This window comes from Cupriavidus sp. GW822-FHT03E04 (assembly GCF_058801495.1).
In genome coordinates, this window is the sequence record NZ_JBXANI010000003.1 from 1 (window position 1) to 17781 (window position 17781).

Here is a 17781-nt window from a genome sequence, read left to right on the forward strand (position 1 = left end):
GATACTCAGACATGGGTCCCTCTTTTCCGCTCTTTTCGCCGAATCCCGAGGCGCCCCATACGGCCTTGGCACACCTTCACGGCTCGCTTCGCATCGCGCGTGGGTTTTTCCCGCCCTCCGGGCGGGAAAAACACGGCTGCAATGAATCGTTGCTTACGGCTCTTTGGTTCTCAGTCACCGTCGGGCTGTGCAGAGTCGATTCCTGCCTTCTCCTTCACTACTGAATACCGCGCCAGCGTCTCCTTGCGGGCCACGTCGTGTTGCACGATCGGCCGCGGGTAGTTTTCGCCTAGCTTGACCCCGGCTGCTAGCAACACGTCCTCGGAGGCTGTCCAGGGAGCATGTATGTACTTGTCCGGCAGGCGCGCGAGTTGCGGCAAGTACTTCCTGATAAATCGTCCCTGCGGGTCGAATTTCTCGGACTGCGTGGTCGGGTTGAAGATGCGGAAGTAGGGCTGGGCATCGCAGCCGGTGGAGGCGGCCCACTGCCAGCCGCCGTTGTTGGCGGAGAAGTCGAAGTCGTTGAGCTGGTCGGCGAAGTACTGTTCGCCGCGCCGCCAGTCCACGCCGAGGTCCTTCACCAGGAAGCTCGCTACCACCATGCGCAGCCGGTTGTGCATGTAGCCGCTTTGCCGGATCTGCAGCATGGCGGCGTCCACCAGCGGGTAGCCGGTCCTGGCGTCGCACCAGGCCTGGAAGTAGCGCTCGCCGGTGTCGCCATTGAGCCAGCGGATGGCATCGTAGGCGGGGTGGAAGGCATGCCCCGCGGCGACCCGGGGGTGGTGGTGCAGGATCATGAAGTAGAAATCGCGCCAGATCAGCTCCGACAGCCAGGTGGCGGCGCCGGCGCTTTCGGCGCCGCCGCGCAGCGTGGCGGCGTGGGCAGTGCGGGCGAGCGTGCGGATCGACAGGGTGCCAAAGCGCAGGTGCACCGACAGGTAGCTCGGGCCGCGCAGGGCGGGGAAGTCGCGCCGGCGCGCATAGTCGCCCATGCGCTCGCAAAACTCGTCGAACAGCGCGTGGGCGCCGGCGCTGGCGGTGGGCATGGCGATCTCGGCCAGGTTGGAGGGGGCGAAGCCCAGTGCATCCAGCGTGGGCAGCGGCCGCACGTAAGCCTTCGGCGGAGCGGCCAGTGACTTCAGATAAGGCTCGACCGGGTAGGGCTTGAGGTCGAACGGCAGCAAGGCCTTGAGCCAGGCGTTCTTGTAGGGCGTGAAGACCGAGAAGGGCTTGCCCTGGCCGGTCAGGATCTCATCCCGCTCAAAGATCACCTGGTCCTTGAAGCTGAAGCAGGCGCAGGACTGGCCCGCCAGCGCCTGCCTGACTTCGGCATCGCGGGCCAGCGAGGCGGGCTCATAGTCGTGGTTGGCGAACACGGCGGTGACGCCGAGCTCGGCGGCCAGCTCGGGAATGGCTGCGCGCGCGTGGCGGTGCAGCACGATCAGGCCGCCGCCGGCCGCGCGCAGTGCTTCGTCCAGCGGGGCCAGCGAGGCCAGGATGAATGCCACCCGGCGGTCGGCCGCCAGGCCGCGCGCCAGCAGCGGATCCAGGATCTCGCGGTCGAAGACGAAGACGCACCATACCTGGCGGCAGTGCTTGAGGGCATAATGCAGCGCCGCGTGATCGTCGGCGCGCAGGTCGCGCCGGAACCAGACCAGGCCGCGCTCGAACAGCCGGTCGATCCGATAGGGTTGGCGGGCGTCGGCGGGGGATGGGGGCAAGATCGGGCGCTCCGGAAGTTGGGCTGGCGAAGCCTGTTACCCTACCATAGCGTCAGGCATGCGCCGCGCGCTTGGGCTGGCCCGGCATGCCGGCCAGCGTTGTCCGCAGCGCCGAACAGCCGGCCCGTATTTCAGTAATCCAGTAATCCAGTAATCCAGATATCAAGAAGCAAGCCATGGCCATGACACTCGACCGCATCCTCCAATCCCAAGGCTTCGGCACTCGCCGCTATTGTGGCGACCTGATCGGGGCCGGCCTGGTGGAGGTCGACGGTACCCTGTGCGAGGATCCGGGCGCCAAGTTCGAGGTCGATGGCCTGCGCCTGACCGTGGACGGCGAGGAATGGATTGGCCACACCAAGGCCTACATCCTGCTGAACAAGCCGGTGGGCTACGAATGCTCGCAGCGCCCGCGCCACCATCCCAGCGTGTACAACCTGCTGCCGGTGCCGCTGCGCCAGCGCGAGGTACAGGCGGTCGGGCGGCTGGACCAGGACACCACCGGCCTGCTGCTGCTCTCGGACGATGGCCAGTTCATCCACGCCCAGACCTCGCCCAAGAAGAAGGTGCCCAAGGTCTATGAAGTGACGACCGCCGAGCCGGTCACCCAAGAGCAGGTCGATGCGCTGGTGGCGGGAGTGCAGCTGGAGGACGAGCCGGCCCCGATCGCGGCGGCCGCCTGCGAAGCTACCGGCGAGCGCAGCCTGCGCCTTAGCCTGACCGAGGGCAAGTACCACCAGGTCAAGCGCATGGTGGCCGCGGCTGGCAACCATGTGGAAGCCCTGCACCGCAGCGCCATCGGGGGGCTGGTGCTGGAGCCGACCCTGGCACTGGGAGACTGGCGCTGGCTGACGCCGGAAGATCTGGCCGCCCTGACGCGCAAGGAATAAGCAGGCGGCGGCAAGCGAGCATCGACGCTGGCATAGAGGCCAGCAAGCAAGCGCACCGGGCAAGCGTCGGAATGTTGCGTTGCGGCATTCCGCGAATCTTTTCCGGACGGATGGCAACGATTTGATAAAATGCAGGAATGGCGACGCTGGAAGCCCCAATCAATCTCACCAATCAGTTCCTGATTGCCATGCCCGGCATGGCAGACCCGACTTTTTCGGGTTCCGTCGTCTACTTGTGCGAGCACAACGACCGCGGCGCGCTGGGCCTGGTGATCAATCGGCCTATCGATATCGATATGGCCACCCTGTTCGACAAGATCGACCTCAAGCTGGAGATCCAGCCGGTGGCGCAGCAACCGGTCTATTTCGGTGGGCCGGTGCAGACCGAGCGCGGCTTCGTGCTGCATGATCCGGTTGGCATCTATGTCTCGTCGCTGGCCGTACCCGGCGGACTTGAGATGACCACCTCCAAGGACGTGCTGGAGGCCGTGGCCAACGGCAGCGGCCCGCAACGCTTCCTGCTCACGCTGGGCTATGCCGGTTGGGGCGCGGGGCAGCTGGAGGAAGAACTCAGCCGCAATGGCTGGCTGACTGTCCAGGCCGATCCCGAAATCATCTTCAGCGTGCCCCCCGAGGAACGCTTCGCCGCCGCCATACGCCTGTTGGGCATCGATTTCACCATGCTCTCGGGCGAGGCTGGGCATGCCTGAGGACGGAGCGACGCCAGCGCCGCGCCAGTTGCCCTCCGACGGCACCGTCCTGGCCTTCGATTATGGCGAAAAGAAGATCGGCGTTGCGCTTGGCAACTTTGTCACGCGCGAGGCCCGTGCGCTCGTCATCATCCCCAATATCACAGTGGAAGGCCGCTTCGAGGCGGTAACCGCGCTGATCGACGAGTGGGCGCCGGTGCAACTGGTGGTGGGCATGCCCACCAATCCGGATGGCAGCCAGCAGCCTTCGATGCGGCTCGCACGCCGCTTCGGCAACCAGTTGAACGGCCGCTTCGGCTTGCCGGTGGCCTGGGTGGACGAAAGCTACACGTCGATTGCCGCCGAGATGGCCGGCGCCCGCAAGGGCGCGCTCGATGCCGAGGCCGCCAGCATCATCCTGCAACAGTACTTCGACCAGCATCCGCTATGACCCAGACTTCCTCTCTCGACGCCGAGGCGCTCTACCGTAAGCTGCGTGACCAGGTGCAGGCCGCGCTGCCCGAGGCCGAACGCGCGCAATGGTCGGTCGCCGGCATCTATTCCGGCGGTGCCTGGATTGCCGAGCGGCTCGCCGCCGACCTGCAGCTGGCGGCCCACGGGGTCATCAACGTTGCCTTCCACCGCGACGACTATGCCAAGAAGGGCCTGCATAGCCAGGCCCAGCCGACCACGCTGCCCTTTGACGTGCAAGACCGCAAGATCCTGCTGATCGACGACGTGCTGGCTACCGGGCGCACCATCCGCGCCGCCGTCAACGAGCTGTTCGACTATGGCCGCCCGGCCCGCGTGGCGCTGGCCGTGCTGGTCGATCGCGGCGGCCGCGAACTGCCGGCGGCTGCCGACTTTGCCGCCACGCACGTGGCGTTGCCGCCCGGGACCACGCTGGTGCTGTCGCATGAGGGCACCGGCTCCGACATGCGCTTTGCCTTCGCCAACGAGGCCACCGGCAACTAAGCCTGCCCAGCCCACCGGCCGGCGCGCCCGCAACGGCACGCCGGCAAGCCAGACCCAGACCTGCCCAGACCAGTCAACGCCACCGCCCGGCCCTTTCTACCTGCCATGATCAAGACGTTCCGCAACCCGCAACTGACCAAGAACGGCGAGCTCAAGCACCTGCTTTCGATCGAGGGCTTGTCGCGCGAGATGGTCGCGCACATCCTCGACACCGCCAGCCAGTTCGTCTCGCTGTCCGACTCGGACCGCGAAGTGAAGAAGGTGCCGCTGCTGCGCGGCAAAAGCGTGTTCAACCTGTTCTTCGAGAACTCCACGCGCACCCGCACCACCTTCGAGATTGCCGCCAAGCGGCTCTCCGCGGACGTGCTCAACCTGAACATCAACGCCTCGTCCACCAGCAAGGGCGAGTCGCTGCTCGACACCATCAACAACCTGTCGGCGATGTCGGCCGACATGTTCGTGGTGCGCCACGCCAGTTCCGGCGCGCCCTACCTGATCGCCGAGCATGTTGCGCCCCATGTGCATGTCATCAACGCCGGTGACGGCCGCCATGCGCACCCCACGCAGGGGCTGCTCGACATGTACACGATCCGCCACTACAAGAAGGATTTCACCAATCTCACGGTCGCCATCGTGGGTGACATCCTGCACTCCCGCGTGGCGCGCTCCGACATCCACGCGCTGACCACACTGGGCGTGCCCGAAGTGCGCGCCATCGGCCCGCGCACGTTGCTGCCTTCGGGGCTGGAGCAGATGGGCGTGCGTGTCTTCCACAATATGGAAGAGGGGATGAAGGGCGTGGACGTGGTGATCATGCTGCGCCTGCAGAACGAACGCATGAGCGGCGCGCTGCTGCCCTCGGCGCAGGAGTACTTCAAGGCCTATGGCCTCACGCCCGATCGCCTGGCGCTGGCCAAGCCCGATGCCATCGTGATGCACCCGGGCCCCATGAACCGTGGCGTGGAGATCGATTCCGCCGTGGCCGACGGGCCGCAGTCCGTGATCCTCAACCAGGTGACTTTCGGCATTGCGGTACGCATGGCCGTGATGGGCATCGTGGCCGGAAACCACGACTGATCTCATGATGGATAGCGCCCGACCGACAAGGTCCAGGCAAGCCAGAACAACCGAATACAAGCCAAGCGACACGATATGAAGATCCACATCAAGGGCGGCCGCCTGATCGACCCGGCCGCGAACGTCGATGCGCAGCAAGACCTCTACATTGCCGCCGGCAAGATCGTCGGCGTGGGCAGCGCGCCGGCGGACTTCCACGCCAACAAGACGATCGACGCCAGCGGGCTGATCGTCTGCCCCGGCCTGGTCGACCTGTCCGCGCGGCTGCGCGAGCCGGGCTATGAATACAAGGCCACGCTCGAATCCGAAGTGGCGGCAGCCACCGCCGGCGGCGTGACCAGCCTGGTTTGCCCGCCCGACACCGACCCCGTGCTAGACGAGCCCGGCCTGGTCGAGATGCTCAAGTACCGCGCCCGCACGCTCAACCAGACCCATGTGTATCCGCTAGGTGCGCTCACGCTGGGCCTCAAGGGCGAGACGCTGACCGAGATGTCGCAGCTCACCGAGGCCGGCTGCATCGGCTTCTCGCAGGCCGAAGCGCCGATCCGCAACACCCAGGTGCTGCTGCGCGCCCTGCAGTACGCGCAGACCTTTGGCTTCACGGTCTGGCTGCGCCCGGAAGACCCGTACCTCGGTGGCGGCGTGGCCGCCAGCGGCGCCGTGGCGTCGCGCCTGGGCCTGTCCGGTATGTCGGTGATTGCCGAGACCGTGCGCCTGCACACTATCTTCGAGCTGATGCGCGCCAGCGGCGCACGCGTGCACCTGTGCCGTCTTTCGTCTGCCGCGGGCATCGAGCTGGTGCGCCAGGCCAAGCGCGAAGGCCTCAAGGTGACCTGCGACGTCAATATCCACCACGTGTCGCTGACCGACATGGACATCGGCTACTTCAACTCGCAGATGCGCTTCTCGCCGCCGCTGCGCAGCGCGCGCGACCGCGACGCCATCGTGGCCGGGCTGGCCGACGGCACCATCGACGCACTGTGCTCGGACCACACCCCCGTGGACGACGACGAAAAGCTGCTGCCCTTCGCCGAGGCCTCGCCCGGCGCCACCGGGCTGGAGTTGCTGCTGCCGCTGACGCTGCGCTGGGCCGAGGAGCACAAGGTGCCGCTGGGCAAGGCGCTAGCCCGCATCACGGCCGAGCCGGCCCGCGTGCTCGGTCTGGCTGCCGGCACGCTGAGCACGGGCAGCGCCGCCGATATCTGCATCTTCCATCCCGAGCAGGAATGGAAGGTCGAGCGGCGCGCGCTCAAGAGCCAGGGCAAGAATTCGCCGTGGCTCGGCTACGAGATGCGTGGGCGCGTGCGCACCACGCTGGTCGGCGGCCACGTCGTCTACGAACTGCACTGAGCACCATGCCGGCCCGAGGGAAATCGGACAAGATGGTACAAGCGAGTTCGCCAGTGGGGCCAGCATGATCTGGCTGCGCAAGTTCGCCCTGATCCTTCACCTGCTGCGCGGCCTCCTGACCTGCGCGGTGCTGTTCCCCTGGCTCGGCGTAGAGTCGCGGCAGTCGCATATCCGGCGTTGGTCGCGCCGGCTGCTGCGGATCTGTGGGGTGACGCTCGAGGTCCAGGGACTGCAGCCGGGGCAGGCCATGCCGCATGGCGCGATGGTGGTGTCCAACCATATTTCATGGCTGGATATTTACGTCATCAATAGCTGGCAGCCCGTGCGCTTCGTCGCCAAATCCGAAATCCGCGACTGGCCGGTAATCGGCTGGCTGTGCGGGCAGACCGGCACCATCTTCATCGAACGCGCGCGCAAGCGCGACGCGCATCGCGTGCTGCATGCCATTACCGACGTGATGCTGCAGGGCGATCTGGTCTGCGTGTTCCCGGAAGGCACAACCACGGATGGCAGCAGCGTGCTGCCGTTCCACGCCAACCTGATGCAAGCGCCGATATCGGGCGGGCTGCCGGTGCAGCCGGTCGGGCTGGCTTACCTGGATGCCGCGACGGGCCAGCCGACGCTGGCGCCAGCCTATATTGGCGACCTGAGCCTGCTGGAAACGCTCGATGCGATCCTGCGGGCGCCGCCGATCACCGCCAGGCTATGCTTTGCGCCAGCCCTCACCGCCACCAGCGCCAGCCGGCGCGACCTGGCCGAGGCGGCTCGCGCGGTAGTGAGCCATCTGAGCCAGGGCGCGCAACAGCACGCAGTGGAACTCGCGGTGCGCGTGAACGAAGGGCGCGAGAGCGAGCAATCCTTCAACGAAGGCGATGTGAGCGCGGATTCTCCCGCGCCGGCTGCCTGATCGGCTCAGGCCAGCGGATCGCAGTACTGCGGGCACTCCACCTGAATCAGTGTGCGATCAGCCAGATCCGCCGCCAAGCGCGCGGCGGTGAGCTTGCCACCCCAGACACATCCAGTATCCAGCGCCATCAGGTTGGGGCGCATCACCAATCCGAGCGTGGACCAATGCCCGCACACCACCGTGGTGTCTTCGGTGCGCCGTCCGGGAACATCGAACCAGGGCATGAAGCCGGCCGGCGTGCTGCCGGGGCCTTCCTTGCTCTTGAGGTCCATCACGCCGTCGGCGTTGCAAAAGCGCAGGCGGGTCAGGGCGTTGATCACGACACGGTGACGCTCGATGCCCCGCAAGGCCGGGTCCCACCGGTCCGCCGCATTGCCGAAGATGTCGGCCAGGAACGCCTTCCAGCCCGGGCCGCGCAGTTCGCGCTCGACTTCTGCTGCCAGCGCCATTGTCTGCTCTGTGGTCCATTGCGGAAGCACGCCCGCGTGCACGAGCAGGAAGCCGTTTTCGTGGATGGCCAGGGGGCGATGCCTTAGCCAAGTGAGTAATTCATCGCAATCTGGCGCTTCGAGGATATCAGCCAAAGTGTCGCTACGGCCGCTTTTACGCACGCCGGCGGCCACAGCCAGCAGGTGGATGTCGTGGTTGCCGAGCACGGCTTCGGCGCGTTCGCCGAGCTGGCGGACGGTTCGCAGCGTGCGTGCGGAGGCAGGGCCGCGGTTTACCAGGTCGCCTACGAAGCGCAATTGGCTGTCAGCGGGTAAACGCTGGAAAATGAGTTCGTCAAGCGAACAGGCGCAACCCTGAAGGTCGCCAACAGCAAAATAGTGCGTATTAGTCACAAAAATAAATTGCCTGATTGATCACACACGTAAAACGGTTTGAATTGGCAACATTGTGCTGAAATTTCCGATGGGACGTTACAACAGGCTACAAAAAGATGTCTATTCCGGGTAAGCCCCCGCCCCCGGTCGGATAGAATACCGCCACTTCTGCAGGTACTTAAGATCCCGCCGTCCCCACAATGGACCAAGGCGGGCGTTCGGCATTGGTCGGGTCCTCGAAATATATCGATAGGCAGGGAGCACAACTTTTGTCTCACATTCTCGTTACGGGCGGTGCGGGGTTCATCGGCGCGAACTTCGTTCTGAACTGGTTCCGCACCGGGGCTACCGACGGCATTGTCAATGTCGACAAGCTCACCTACGCAGGCAACCGCAAGACGCTTGCTTCGCTGGATGGCGACGCTCGCCATGTCTTCTCGCAAACGGATATCTGCGACCGCGCCGCGCTCGACCAATTGCTGACGACATACAAGCCCCGTGCCGTGGTCCATTTCGCCGCGGAGAGCCATGTCGACCGCTCCATCCATGGTCCTGGCGAGTTCATCCAGACCAATATTGTCGGCACCTTCACCCTGCTCGAAGCCGTGCGCGCTTACTGGAGCGCGCTCAATGACGAATGCAGGGCAGCCTTCCGCTTTCTGCACGTTTCCACCGACGAGGTCTTCGGTTCCCTCGAAGCCAGCGATCCGCAATTCTCCGAGACCACGGCCTACGCGCCTAACAGCCCCTATTCGGCATCGAAGGCAGCGTCCGACCATCTGGTACGGGCCTACCACCACACCTACGGCTTGCCGGTTCTCACCACGAACTGCTCCAACAACTACGGGCCCTATCATTTCCCCGAGAAGCTGATTCCGTTGATCATCGCCAACGCGCTTGGCGGCAAGTCCTTGCCGGTCTATGGCGATGGCCTGAACGTGCGCGACTGGCTGTATGTAGGTGACCACTGCGCCGCCATCCGCGAAGTGCTGGCGCGCGGCCGCCTGGGCGAGACGTACAACGTGGGCGGCTGGAACGAGAAGACCAATCTGGACGTGGTCCACACCCTTTGCGACCTGCTCGACGAACTGCGTCCGAAGGCGGCCGGTTCCTACCGGGATCAGATCACCTTCGTCAAGGACCGTCCGGGCCACGATCGGCGCTATGCCATCGATGCGCGCAAACTGGAACGCGAACTCGGCTGGAAGCCGGCCGAGACGTTCGAGACCGGCATGCGCAAGACCGTCCAGTGGTATCTGGAGAACCAGGGCTGGGTGCAAGATGTGATGTCCGGTGAGTATCGGAACTGGGTGGCAAAACAATATGCCGCATAAGGTGCGCAGCATTCCTACCCTTCTTGTAACAGGAAGCAACGGCCAGGTCGGATTCGAACTTCGCCGGAGCTTGGCGCCGCTTGGCAATGTGATTGCAGTTGACCGTGCCACTTGCGACCTCTCGCGTCCGGATGCGCTGCGCCAGTTGATTCGGCAGTACCGGCCCGACGTGATCATCAATCCTGCCGCCTATACCGCGGTGGACAGGGCCGAGATGGACGTCAACACCGCGTATGCTGTCAATGGCGCCGCGGCCGGAGTGCTGGCCGAGGAGGCGAAGGCGCTCGGCAGTTTGCTGGTGCACTATTCGACCGACTATGTTTTCGATGGCACCAAGGCTGGCGCGTACGTCGAAACCGACACGACGAATCCCCAGTCGGTTTATGGCAAGAGCAAGCTGGCAGGAGAAGAGGCCATTGCCGAAACAGGTGCCAAGGCGTTGGTACTGCGAACTTGCTGGGTGGCCGGGGCGCACGGTGGCAATTTCGCCAAGACCATGCTGGGGCTCGCAAGAGAGCGAGAGAACCTGCGGGTGATTGCCGACCAGTTCGGCGCCCCTACCACGGCATCGCTGATTGCCGATGTCACGGCGCAGATCGTGGCGCGCCATTGGTTGGCAGGTGCGCGCGAAGCCTTTCCTTCAGGTGTCTATCACCTTGCCGCGGGCGGAGAGACGAGTTGGCATGGATATGCGACGGAAGTGCTTCGGTACGCCAAGTTACACGGCGTCCAATTGAGAGCGGCCCCTGAGAGGGTAGAGGCTATCCCAGCGACGGCGTATCCATTGCCTGCCCCGCGGCCCGCAAATTCGCGGCTCGATACGACGCGGCTTCGGGAACGCTTTGGCATTCACCTCCCATGCTGGGAGCAGGGCGTTCATTTCCTGCTGGACCAGATCCTGCGATAACAGGCATCAATATGCGCAAAGGCATTATCCTGGCCGGAGGCTCCGGTACACGGCTATACCCGATTACCCGGTCAGTTTCCAAGCAGTTGCTGCCGGTGTACGACAAGCCGATGATCTACTATCCGCTGTCCACGCTGATGCTGGCAGGGATTCGTGACATCCTGATTATCTCCACGCCGGAAGACACCCCTCGCTTTGCCGATATGCTTGGCGATGGCAGCAACTGGGGTATTAACCTTCAGTACGCAGTGCAGCCGTCCCCCGATGGCCTGGCACAAGCCTTCATCATCGGCCGTGACTTCATCGGCAACGATCCGTCGACCCTGATTCTCGGCGACAATATTTTCCACGGACACGACCTCGTGCGTCAGCTCCACAGCGCGGCAAAACAGCATGATGGCGCCACTGTTTTTGCCTATCACGTGCACGACCCGGAGCGATATGGCGTGATCGAGTTTGACGAAAACTTCCGCGCCCTTTCGCTGGAAGAAAAGCCGACGAAACCGCGTTCGAACTACGCGGTGACCGGCCTCTACTTCTACGACAATCAGGTTTGCGATATCGCTGCCGATATCAAGCCGTCGGAGCGTGGCGAGTTGGAAATCACCGATGTGAACAAGCACTATCTGGCCAACGGTGAGTTGGACGTCGAGATCATGGGGCGGGGGTATGCGTGGTTGGATACCGGCACCCATGACTCGCTGCTCGAAGCGGCCAGTTTCATCGCCACGCTTCAGAATCGGCAAGGCTTGATGGTGGCGTGTCCCGAAGAGATTGCATATCGAAGCAAGTGGATCAATGCCGAACAGGTGGAGGTATTGGCCAAGCCGTTGTCCAAGAACGGCTACGGAAAGTATTTGCGGCAGATTGTCTCGGAGGCCATTAAGTGATGCTGAACGTCATTCCTACGAGCTTGCCAGAGGTGCTCATTCTTGAGCCCAAAGTATTTGGAGACAGCCGTGGCTTCTTCTTCGAGTCCTTCAACCAGAAGGAATTCGAGCAGGCGACCGGGCGGAAGTGCACTTTCGTTCAGGATAATCATTCGCGCTCCGCGCGTAATGTGCTGCGCGGCCTGCATTACCAGCTTCAGCATCCCCAAGGAAAACTGGTTCGCGTTGTGGCCGGCGAAGTATTCGATGTCGCCGTAGACATGCGCAGAAGCTCGCCAAATTTCGGAAAATGGATTGGCGTTACGCTTTCGTCAGAAAATAAACGGCAGCTTTGGGTTCCGGAGGGATTTGCGCACGGCTTTATCGTGACTTCGGATGAAGCTGAGTTCCTGTATAAGGTAACGGAATATTGGCTCCCACAGCATGAACGAAGCCTGATCTGGAACGATCCGGATGTTGGTATTGAATGGCCGATCGAAGGAGACCCAATACTTGCCGCAAAGGATGCTGTAGGCAAAAAGCTAGCTGAGGCCGATCTGTTCGAGTAACCGCTACGCCGTGATTGTTGTCCAAGGCAAGCGCAATTCCGTGAGTTGCGTCAGGAAAAGGCGATCATCAGCCGACTGCAAACAATCGCAACTCGGCTCCTAGTAGCGGTATAACGCTTTCCCATATGCTGACATTTTCGATTGCTTTTGTACTCTCGTTTCTCTTTACGCTGATGGTGATACGCTATTCAAGCGTACACGCGCACATTACTGCGGACTGGGACCTGAACGGGGTTCAGAAATTCCACGCCCGCCCGGTTCCTCGCGTGGGTGGACTCGGTATTGCGCTCGCTCTGATGGGTGTGAGTGTCGCAGCATTCTTTGTTCGAGATTTCAAAGCAATAGGCATCCCCTATTTTTTACTCCTGTGCAGCGCAGCGCCTGCATTTGTCGCCGGCTTTATCGAGGACCTGACAAAGCGGGTGAGTCCGAGAGAGCGATTGATCGCGACGATGATTTCTGCAGCCCTTGCGGCATATCTGCTCGATGCACGCATCGTTCGTATCGATGTCCATTTTCTCGATATGGCGCTCGCAATGCCGTTGGTTTCTGGTCTTATCACGGTATTGGCGGTTGCCGGTGTTGCCAATGCAATCAATATTGTCGATGGCTTTAATGGGCTAGCATCGATGGTGGCGATGATGATGTTTGTTTCGCTGGCATATGTGTCTTTCCAGGTGGCCGATCCCTTGATTATCACCGTGGCCTTTGCCATGGTCGGTGCAATTTTGGGGTTCTTTATCTGGAATTTCCCGGCGGGGCACATTTTCCTTGGTGATGGCGGAGCTTATCTGATTGGGTTTGTGCTTGCAGAGTGCGGGATACTGCTGGTTCTGCGTAATCCGCAAGTGTCTGCCTGGTATCCCGTCTTGATGTTGATTTATCCGATCTTTGAGACTCTGTTTTCAATTTATCGTCGGCGCGTCTTGAAGGGAGTGCCGGCCGGCTATCCGGACGGCGTCCATCTACACACATTGATTTATCAGCGCCTTATGCGATGGGCTGTTGGCAGTAAAGATGAGCGACATATGCTGCGAAGAAATTCGATGACGTCTCCCTATCTCTGGCTCCTGAGCCTTATGGCGGTCCTGCCGGCGACGTTGTTCTGGAGTAACCGGATGATTCTGCTGATTTTTATCGGCCTGTTCATTGTTTTGTATGTGTGGTTGTACTGGCGGATCGTTCGGTTTCAGTCGCCACGATGGATGATTATAAAGAGATAGGTTATGGAAATGAATTCGGTCGCTACCCTCGCCACTGAGGAGGAGGGTATAGTCATAAGGTTTGACGACGTCGTTCGCTTTCTCAGGCGACATGCCTGGAAGATACTGATCCTGAGCCTGGCGGGGCTGACCGTCGGTATTTGTGTGACGTTTGTGATTCCCAAGCAATGGGAGGCAACCGGGGTATTGCAGATTGGTCAAGTAGCGAACGAGGTGACGACCGGGCCAGCACCGCCTACCCCGATTGAACCGATCGCACGCACTCTTGAGCGGGTGAGAATGCCTCAATTCACGGATAGCGTCCTGAAGGCTCTTGGGGATACAGTGGGGCCTGACGACGACGCCACCGCGGCTTTGATCCGACGCTCGCTAAAGTCGACGGTTCTGAATGGGACGGATCTCATACAGTTCACTGTGCGGGGTTATTCACCCGATGAAGCGAAACGCGCCGCACAGGCAATTGGTGACGAGTTGGCTCGCATTCACGGCGGCTTGATGCGCCCGTCCCTCGAGAGGCTCAATGCCGACTTGGCAGAGGTAGGAGCGAGCGTAGTTACCGAAGAGAAGCGGCGCGACATGCTGAGCGAGATTGTAAAGAATCGTGGTCAGGCAAGCGTCACCGGGAAATTCTCCGAAAACGTACTACTCAGTGAAATGGTCACTGAAAACGATAAAGCTCTTCGATTTTTGCGGTTTCGCAAGAACATCCTTCAGGAACTTTTGAGCAAGGAGCGTACATATAATACGCACCTGCTCGGGCCGGTTGAAACCAGTCGGCACTATGTGTATCCACGCAAGGCTCTGTTTGGTGCCGGTGGCCTGGCGATCGGCCTACTGCTGAGTGTGCTGTTTGGTGCAACGATTGAAGCCAGACGTCGTGTGAAGCAGGAATAACGACTAAGGCCCCGAGTTCAACGTGCGACGGCATGTCTTGTTAACGTTGAACTCGAAGCAGGCGGTTGACACCTTGCAAAAAACGAGCGAAGACCAGTATCTCAGGAACGAGAAGCCACTGGCATCTGGTCCAATGATCTGCTGCCACGCAAGCCAGCAGCCAGAAAAACAATCACTGACAGATTGGTTGCAATAATGCACCAGTAGGCGTACCGGAAATCAACGGAAGGAACAGCTGCCAACAAACTGACATAGCAGCCCAGCGCTGAAAGATTCAAAGCAAATACTTGCATTCTTTCCGCAGACGGTCGCATCTTGGTCCCCAATGCCAGCATGATGATTGAAAGAATCAGCCACGTGTAGGGTTTGAACAATTCGCTCAGGATTCCGTTCTGGCTCGTTGTGACATAGTTTTCCAGCAGTTGCGCTTTGTCCGGGCGTGACAACGCAATATTCATGTCGTTCTGCATGATTCCCGGTTGCCATACGTATGCGGGCGGGAGATGCGGTGAGCGAAGAAAATAGAGAAAAGCATCCCAACGCATCTTCGCGGAGAGTAGGGGATTTGCCAGTACCGTATCCTTCCAGAGCTTGTGAGTCGCTTCATAGGACCGCCCAGTCATAAGGCTGCCGCTCGGATCGTAGCCGCGACTAATAAAGCACAATGCGCGTTCGTACAGGATAGGGTGCTTGGTACAAGCATTCATATCATCCTGCTTTACCCAAGGCAGCAAATTCTCCCCCGTCTGCGCCGAAATCTTTGCAATCTCATCGCCCATGAGAAGCGTTTCGTAGTGTTTTCTTTCCGCTTTCAGGAAGTCATAACTGATCATGGAAACTGCGAACCAGAACGCAGCAGAGATCACCACAGTAAGTAGCACACCATAGAATATTTTTCTCGCACGGAGATGATGTTGCGACGCGAGAAAAACGAGGGGGGCTGTAGCAAGAATCGCGTTATGCCGCACGGCGAACGCGTAGAACAGGAAAGGCAAGCTTAATAAGGCAATCTTTGCGCTTTTCCTACTGTTGAACAGCAGACCAGCAGCCACCAGCAGCGAGAAAGCCATGCCAACATCTTTCCAGAGGACGCCAGCGAAGTTCAGAATCCAGGGTAAAAAGAAGATCGCGGGAATGAGTGCTTTCCAGCGGTAATTGACAATATTCATCTGCCAGATGAATATGCCGAGGGCAAGTAGCGTCAGGTGCAGTACGAGCAGGCTTTGAGGGCCAGGAACCAGTGCCAGGCACAGATGCCACACATACGACATTATTGCGGGGTGGCTGTCCGAATAGTTCTGCTCTAGAGCACTTCTGTACTGGGTAACAGAGTCGTAGGACATGAAGCCAGGGGCGAAACACGTCCAGATTGCCAGAATCAACAGAGCGGTTATTCCACCTGTAAGAAACCTGTACTTATCATTATTCATGTGAATGCAGTCAATGCTAGTCGATCTTTGGCAAGATTCGAAAGATCATGCGTTGGATGCCAAAATGACACCGATCATGATAAATATGACGCCAAATATATATTGCGGGTGAAAGCGTTCGCCAAAAATCAGGTGGCTGCCAATGGGCACGAGCAGGAAAGCAAGAGCCATCAGGGGATAAACTTTTCCCAGTTGAGTGCGTTGAAGCACCCAGACCCAGGCTAGCGAGGTCAGCCCATAAAGACACATTGCCGCACAAAGTGTGGCAAGAGGCTTGAACGAAAGGAAGGTCCCGGCAACCTGGGAAGCGTTCGCGCTAAACTTGAATAGTACCTGGCCCAGGGCCAGCCCAACTACACACAAGATGGCCACTGCATAGGTAATCATCGTTCGCCACCTCTTTTCTTGATTTTTGCGTGGAACGCGAAAAAAAGATTCGCATCGACGGAAGGCACGGCAAGTGGCCACCATGACCCCTTTCCTTCCGGAAAATAATGGCGAAGAATCGCAAGGAGATTCGTGCAGGAATTAACATGCTCGCGTGCCATGATATAGTCATAGGCCAGTCCTCGCGCAAGCGCATTTCGCCGTGGTCCGAGTGTTCTGCCCAGTCGCCATGCCATCCCGGGGTCCGTGGGAATCAAGATGGAGAGAGTTCCGCCATCCTTGATGACCCTGACCCATTCCTTGATAGCCAAGTGCGGCGGATAAATATGCTCCAGCACATGCGCTGCGATCACTCTGTCAAATGAGTTGTCGGGGTGGGCGATATCCTCCCCCATTTGCACTTCGAACACTACCTTGCCGTTATGCAAGGCCGCTAATTTATCCCTCGCAACACCCAGAGTCTTTGCGTTCTGATCCGTAAGCACATATTTGTCGAATTTGTGGCGGACGAATTTGAGGTGTTCTCCCGTCCCGGCGCCAATCTCGAGAACATGCTTAAAAACAGCATCGGTACCGAAAGGACGCTCCAGCAGCTTGTGGCTGGCGCCCATCATCCATGATTGAAGCGCGCTCGAATAATTCGAGCTGTCATACAGGCTGTGAAAGTTATCGACCCAATCAGTCCAGGCCTTATCTTCGTCCTTCATCTGCTTCCCCACTTAGATTTCGAAATGCCTTCTGTCTGACCTTGCTTCGATGGAGTGGCCGCCTGGGAACTGATCCAATATCGTAGGCCAGGAATGCCAATATGAACTGCAGGCCGATGAAAACCGGTAGGCCGGCAAGCATTACTGTACCGGCCGATGCCGGCGTGTGATCATTAAGCGATTGTACCCATTCGATCGCACCGAAGATGAAGCCGAATATCAGCATGGCCAAGCCGATGGGAAGCTCGATTGACGCAATTGACAGATCCCGGAGGTAATAATTGTAGAACACTCGCTTCACGAAGTTGCGGATATGCTTTACAAAAAATTCGCCGACCACCTTGCCAATTTTTAGGTTGCTGACTTCATCACCATATTTCGATTCCATCGGGATATCAATGACAACGGCGCGAAGCGTATTCAGCCTGAACAGCATGTCCGACTCAAAAAAATACCGGCGACTGATCTTCTGCATCGGCAGATGACGTGCCACCTCGCAGTGGATTGCCGTATATCCGTTTGTCGGATCGAACAAATCCCAGTAACCCGATGACAGCTTGCTCATGAATGAGAGTGCGGCATTGCCAAGCAACCGAATCCTGGGCATCTGCTCCAGGCTGTCCAAGTTGAAGAAGCGGTTACCCTTCGTGTAGTCGGCTTCCCCGGCCAGAATCGGTTCAATAAAGTCGGCGATATATCGCGGGTCCATCTGGCCGTCGCCATCGATTTTGACAACGACGTCCATCTCATCCGCGATGGCAGCATGATAGCCGGCCATTACGGCACCGCCGACCCCGAGGTTTTCTGGCAGCCTGATCACCTTCACCCTGTTATCCAGGCATTCGCGTTCTACAAATGCTCCGGACCCCTCCGGACAGCAGTCGTCAACGACATAAATTCTGCTTACCAGATCGCCGATTTCCGCTATGACGCGCATGACCTGGCTGCGTACTTTATATGCCGGTATTACAACTGCGATCCTCGGAGGATGGCTCTTTGTCATGTTAAATTTCGCATGAGAGTCAGCA

19 protein-coding genes are annotated in these 17781 nt (G+C 59.9%); 13 read left to right on the forward strand and 6 right to left on the reverse strand.

What is annotated here, in order from left to right; translation table 11 throughout:
• Positions 1–170: 170 nt before the first annotated feature.
• On the reverse strand, positions 171–1721 hold the full coding sequence (locus tag AC1RQC_RS04015; protein ID WP_492882497.1) for a cryptochrome/photolyase family protein: 1551 nt from the start codon (positions 1719–1721) through the stop codon (positions 171–173).
• A 182-nt stretch (positions 1722–1903) separates the two neighbouring features.
• On the opposite strand from AC1RQC_RS04015, the gene AC1RQC_RS04020 reads away from it, so the two are divergent.
• The 7 genes from AC1RQC_RS04020 (at position 1904) to AC1RQC_RS04050 (ending at position 7609) form a co-directional block, all read left to right on the forward strand.
• On the forward strand, positions 1904–2611 hold the full coding sequence (locus tag AC1RQC_RS04020; RefSeq protein WP_174422693.1) for a pseudouridine synthase: 708 nt from the start codon (positions 1904–1906) through the stop codon (positions 2609–2611).
• A gap of 137 nt (positions 2612–2748) precedes the next feature.
• Positions 2749–3321 (forward strand): YqgE/AlgH family protein, encoded by a 573-nt coding sequence (locus tag AC1RQC_RS04025; protein ID WP_043348720.1) that lies wholly within the window; start codon positions 2749–2751, stop codon positions 3319–3321.
• A complete protein-coding gene (ruvX, locus tag AC1RQC_RS04030) occupies positions 3314–3751 on the forward strand; it encodes a Holliday junction resolvase RuvX (RefSeq protein ID WP_416049437.1) in 438 nt (145 codons plus the stop codon). Before AC1RQC_RS04025 ends, ruvX begins: the two co-directional genes overlap by 8 nt.
• On the forward strand, positions 3748–4275 hold the full coding sequence (gene pyrR, locus AC1RQC_RS04035) for a bifunctional pyr operon transcriptional regulator/uracil phosphoribosyltransferase PyrR (RefSeq protein WP_492373262.1): 528 nt from the start codon (positions 3748–3750) through the stop codon (positions 4273–4275). Before ruvX ends, pyrR begins: the two co-directional genes overlap by 4 nt.
• 105 nt (positions 4276–4380) lie before the next feature.
• Positions 4381–5352, forward strand: a complete 972-nt coding sequence (locus AC1RQC_RS04040; protein WP_006160521.1) for an aspartate carbamoyltransferase catalytic subunit — start codon at positions 4381–4383, stop codon at positions 5350–5352.
• 75 nt (positions 5353–5427) lie between these two features.
• Entirely contained in the window at positions 5428–6702 is a 1275-nt protein-coding gene (locus AC1RQC_RS04045; protein ID WP_492882498.1) for a dihydroorotase, read from the forward strand.
• 64 nt (positions 6703–6766) lie between these two features.
• Positions 6767–7609 carry a lysophospholipid acyltransferase family protein gene (locus tag AC1RQC_RS04050; RefSeq protein WP_492810826.1) on the forward strand — a complete coding sequence of 281 codons (843 nt, stop codon included), beginning with the start codon at positions 6767–6769 and terminating at the stop codon, positions 7607–7609.
• 5 nt (positions 7610–7614) lie between these two features.
• Here AC1RQC_RS04050 and AC1RQC_RS04055 read toward each other — a convergent pair whose 3' ends face one another.
• Positions 7615–8451 (reverse strand): symmetrical bis(5'-nucleosyl)-tetraphosphatase, encoded by an 837-nt coding sequence (locus AC1RQC_RS04055; protein ID WP_492882499.1) that lies wholly within the window; start codon positions 8449–8451, stop codon positions 7615–7617.
• Between the two features lie 251 nt (positions 8452–8702).
• On the opposite strand from AC1RQC_RS04055, the gene rfbB reads away from it, so the two are divergent.
• The 6 genes from rfbB (at position 8703) to AC1RQC_RS04085 (ending at position 14229) form a co-directional block, all read left to right on the forward strand.
• Entirely contained in the window at positions 8703–9767 is a 1065-nt protein-coding gene (gene rfbB, locus AC1RQC_RS04060) for a dTDP-glucose 4,6-dehydratase (RefSeq protein WP_492882500.1), read from the forward strand.
• Positions 9757–10674, forward strand: coding sequence for a dTDP-4-dehydrorhamnose reductase (gene rfbD / locus AC1RQC_RS04065; protein ID WP_492882501.1), 918 nt, complete (start codon positions 9757–9759; stop codon positions 10672–10674). Before rfbB ends, rfbD begins: the two co-directional genes overlap by 11 nt.
• An 11-nt stretch (positions 10675–10685) precedes the next feature.
• On the forward strand, positions 10686–11564 hold the full coding sequence (gene rfbA / locus AC1RQC_RS04070; protein ID WP_492882502.1) for a glucose-1-phosphate thymidylyltransferase RfbA: 879 nt from the start codon (positions 10686–10688) through the stop codon (positions 11562–11564).
• A complete protein-coding gene (gene rfbC, locus AC1RQC_RS04075; RefSeq protein ID WP_492882503.1) occupies positions 11561–12112 on the forward strand; it encodes a dTDP-4-dehydrorhamnose 3,5-epimerase in 552 nt (183 codons plus the stop codon). The genes rfbA and rfbC overlap by 4 nt, the downstream gene beginning before the upstream one ends.
• Before the next feature lie 125 nt (positions 12113–12237).
• Positions 12238–13335: an MraY family glycosyltransferase gene (locus tag AC1RQC_RS04080; RefSeq protein ID WP_492882504.1), complete on the forward strand. Its 1098-nt coding sequence runs from the start codon at positions 12238–12240 to the stop codon at positions 13333–13335.
• Between the two features lie 3 nt (positions 13336–13338).
• A complete protein-coding gene (locus AC1RQC_RS04085; protein WP_492882505.1) occupies positions 13339–14229 on the forward strand; it encodes a Wzz/FepE/Etk N-terminal domain-containing protein in 891 nt (296 codons plus the stop codon).
• Positions 14230–14330: 101 nt separating this feature from the next.
• On the opposite strand, the gene AC1RQC_RS04090 is transcribed toward AC1RQC_RS04085, so the two are convergent.
• The 4 genes from AC1RQC_RS04090 to AC1RQC_RS04105 are packed head-to-tail and all read right to left on the reverse strand — an operon-like array spanning position 14331 to position 17756.
• Positions 14331–15659, reverse strand: coding sequence for a hypothetical protein (locus AC1RQC_RS04090; RefSeq protein WP_492882506.1), 1329 nt, complete (start codon positions 15657–15659; stop codon positions 14331–14333).
• Between the two features lie 45 nt (positions 15660–15704).
• Positions 15705–16046, reverse strand: a complete 342-nt coding sequence (locus tag AC1RQC_RS04095) for an EamA family transporter (RefSeq protein ID WP_492882507.1) — start codon at positions 16044–16046, stop codon at positions 15705–15707.
• Complete coding sequence (locus AC1RQC_RS04100; protein ID WP_492882508.1) at positions 16043–16753, reverse strand: class I SAM-dependent methyltransferase; 711 nt, start codon at positions 16751–16753, stop codon at positions 16043–16045. The genes AC1RQC_RS04095 and AC1RQC_RS04100 overlap by 4 nt, the downstream gene beginning before the upstream one ends.
• On the reverse strand, positions 16737–17756 hold the full coding sequence (locus AC1RQC_RS04105; protein ID WP_492882509.1) for a glycosyltransferase family 2 protein: 1020 nt from the start codon (positions 17754–17756) through the stop codon (positions 16737–16739). The genes AC1RQC_RS04100 and AC1RQC_RS04105 overlap by 17 nt, the downstream gene beginning before the upstream one ends.
• Positions 17757–17781: the final 25 nt, after the last annotated feature.

Bases quoted from the DNA above. Each gene is read 5' to 3' on its own strand.
- AC1RQC_RS04020 (WP_174422693.1), top strand. From the start codon at position 1,904: ATGACACTCGACCGCATCCTCCAATCCCAAGGCTTCGGCACTCGCCGC.
- AC1RQC_RS04025 (WP_043348720.1), top strand. From the start codon at position 2,749: ATGGCGACGCTGGAAGCCCCAATCAATCTCACCAATCAGTTCCTGATT.
- ruvX (WP_416049437.1), top strand. From the start codon at position 3,314: ATGCCTGAGGACGGAGCGACGCCAGCGCCGCGCCAGTTGCCCTCCGAC.
- pyrR (WP_492373262.1), top strand. From the start codon at position 3,748: ATGACCCAGACTTCCTCTCTCGACGCCGAGGCGCTCTACCGTAAGCTG.
- AC1RQC_RS04040 (WP_006160521.1), top strand. From the start codon at position 4,381: ATGATCAAGACGTTCCGCAACCCGCAACTGACCAAGAACGGCGAGCTC.
- AC1RQC_RS04045 (WP_492882498.1), top strand. From the start codon at position 5,428: ATGAAGATCCACATCAAGGGCGGCCGCCTGATCGACCCGGCCGCGAAC.
- AC1RQC_RS04050 (WP_492810826.1), top strand. From the start codon at position 6,767: ATGATCTGGCTGCGCAAGTTCGCCCTGATCCTTCACCTGCTGCGCGGC.
- rfbD (WP_492882501.1), top strand. From the start codon at position 9,757: ATGCCGCATAAGGTGCGCAGCATTCCTACCCTTCTTGTAACAGGAAGC.
- rfbA (WP_492882502.1), top strand. From the start codon at position 10,686: ATGCGCAAAGGCATTATCCTGGCCGGAGGCTCCGGTACACGGCTATAC.
- AC1RQC_RS04080 (WP_492882504.1), top strand. From the start codon at position 12,238: ATGCTGACATTTTCGATTGCTTTTGTACTCTCGTTTCTCTTTACGCTG.
- AC1RQC_RS04085 (WP_492882505.1), top strand. From the start codon at position 13,339: ATGGAAATGAATTCGGTCGCTACCCTCGCCACTGAGGAGGAGGGTATA.
- AC1RQC_RS04090 (WP_492882506.1), bottom strand. From the start codon at position 15,659: ATGAATAATGATAAGTACAGGTTTCTTACAGGTGGAATAACCGCTCTG.
- AC1RQC_RS04095 (WP_492882507.1), bottom strand. From the start codon at position 16,046: ATGATTACCTATGCAGTGGCCATCTTGTGTGTAGTTGGGCTGGCCCTG.
- AC1RQC_RS04100 (WP_492882508.1), bottom strand. From the start codon at position 16,753: ATGAAGGACGAAGATAAGGCCTGGACTGATTGGGTCGATAACTTTCAC.
- AC1RQC_RS04105 (WP_492882509.1), bottom strand. From the start codon at position 17,756: ATGACAAAGAGCCATCCTCCGAGGATCGCAGTTGTAATACCGGCATAT.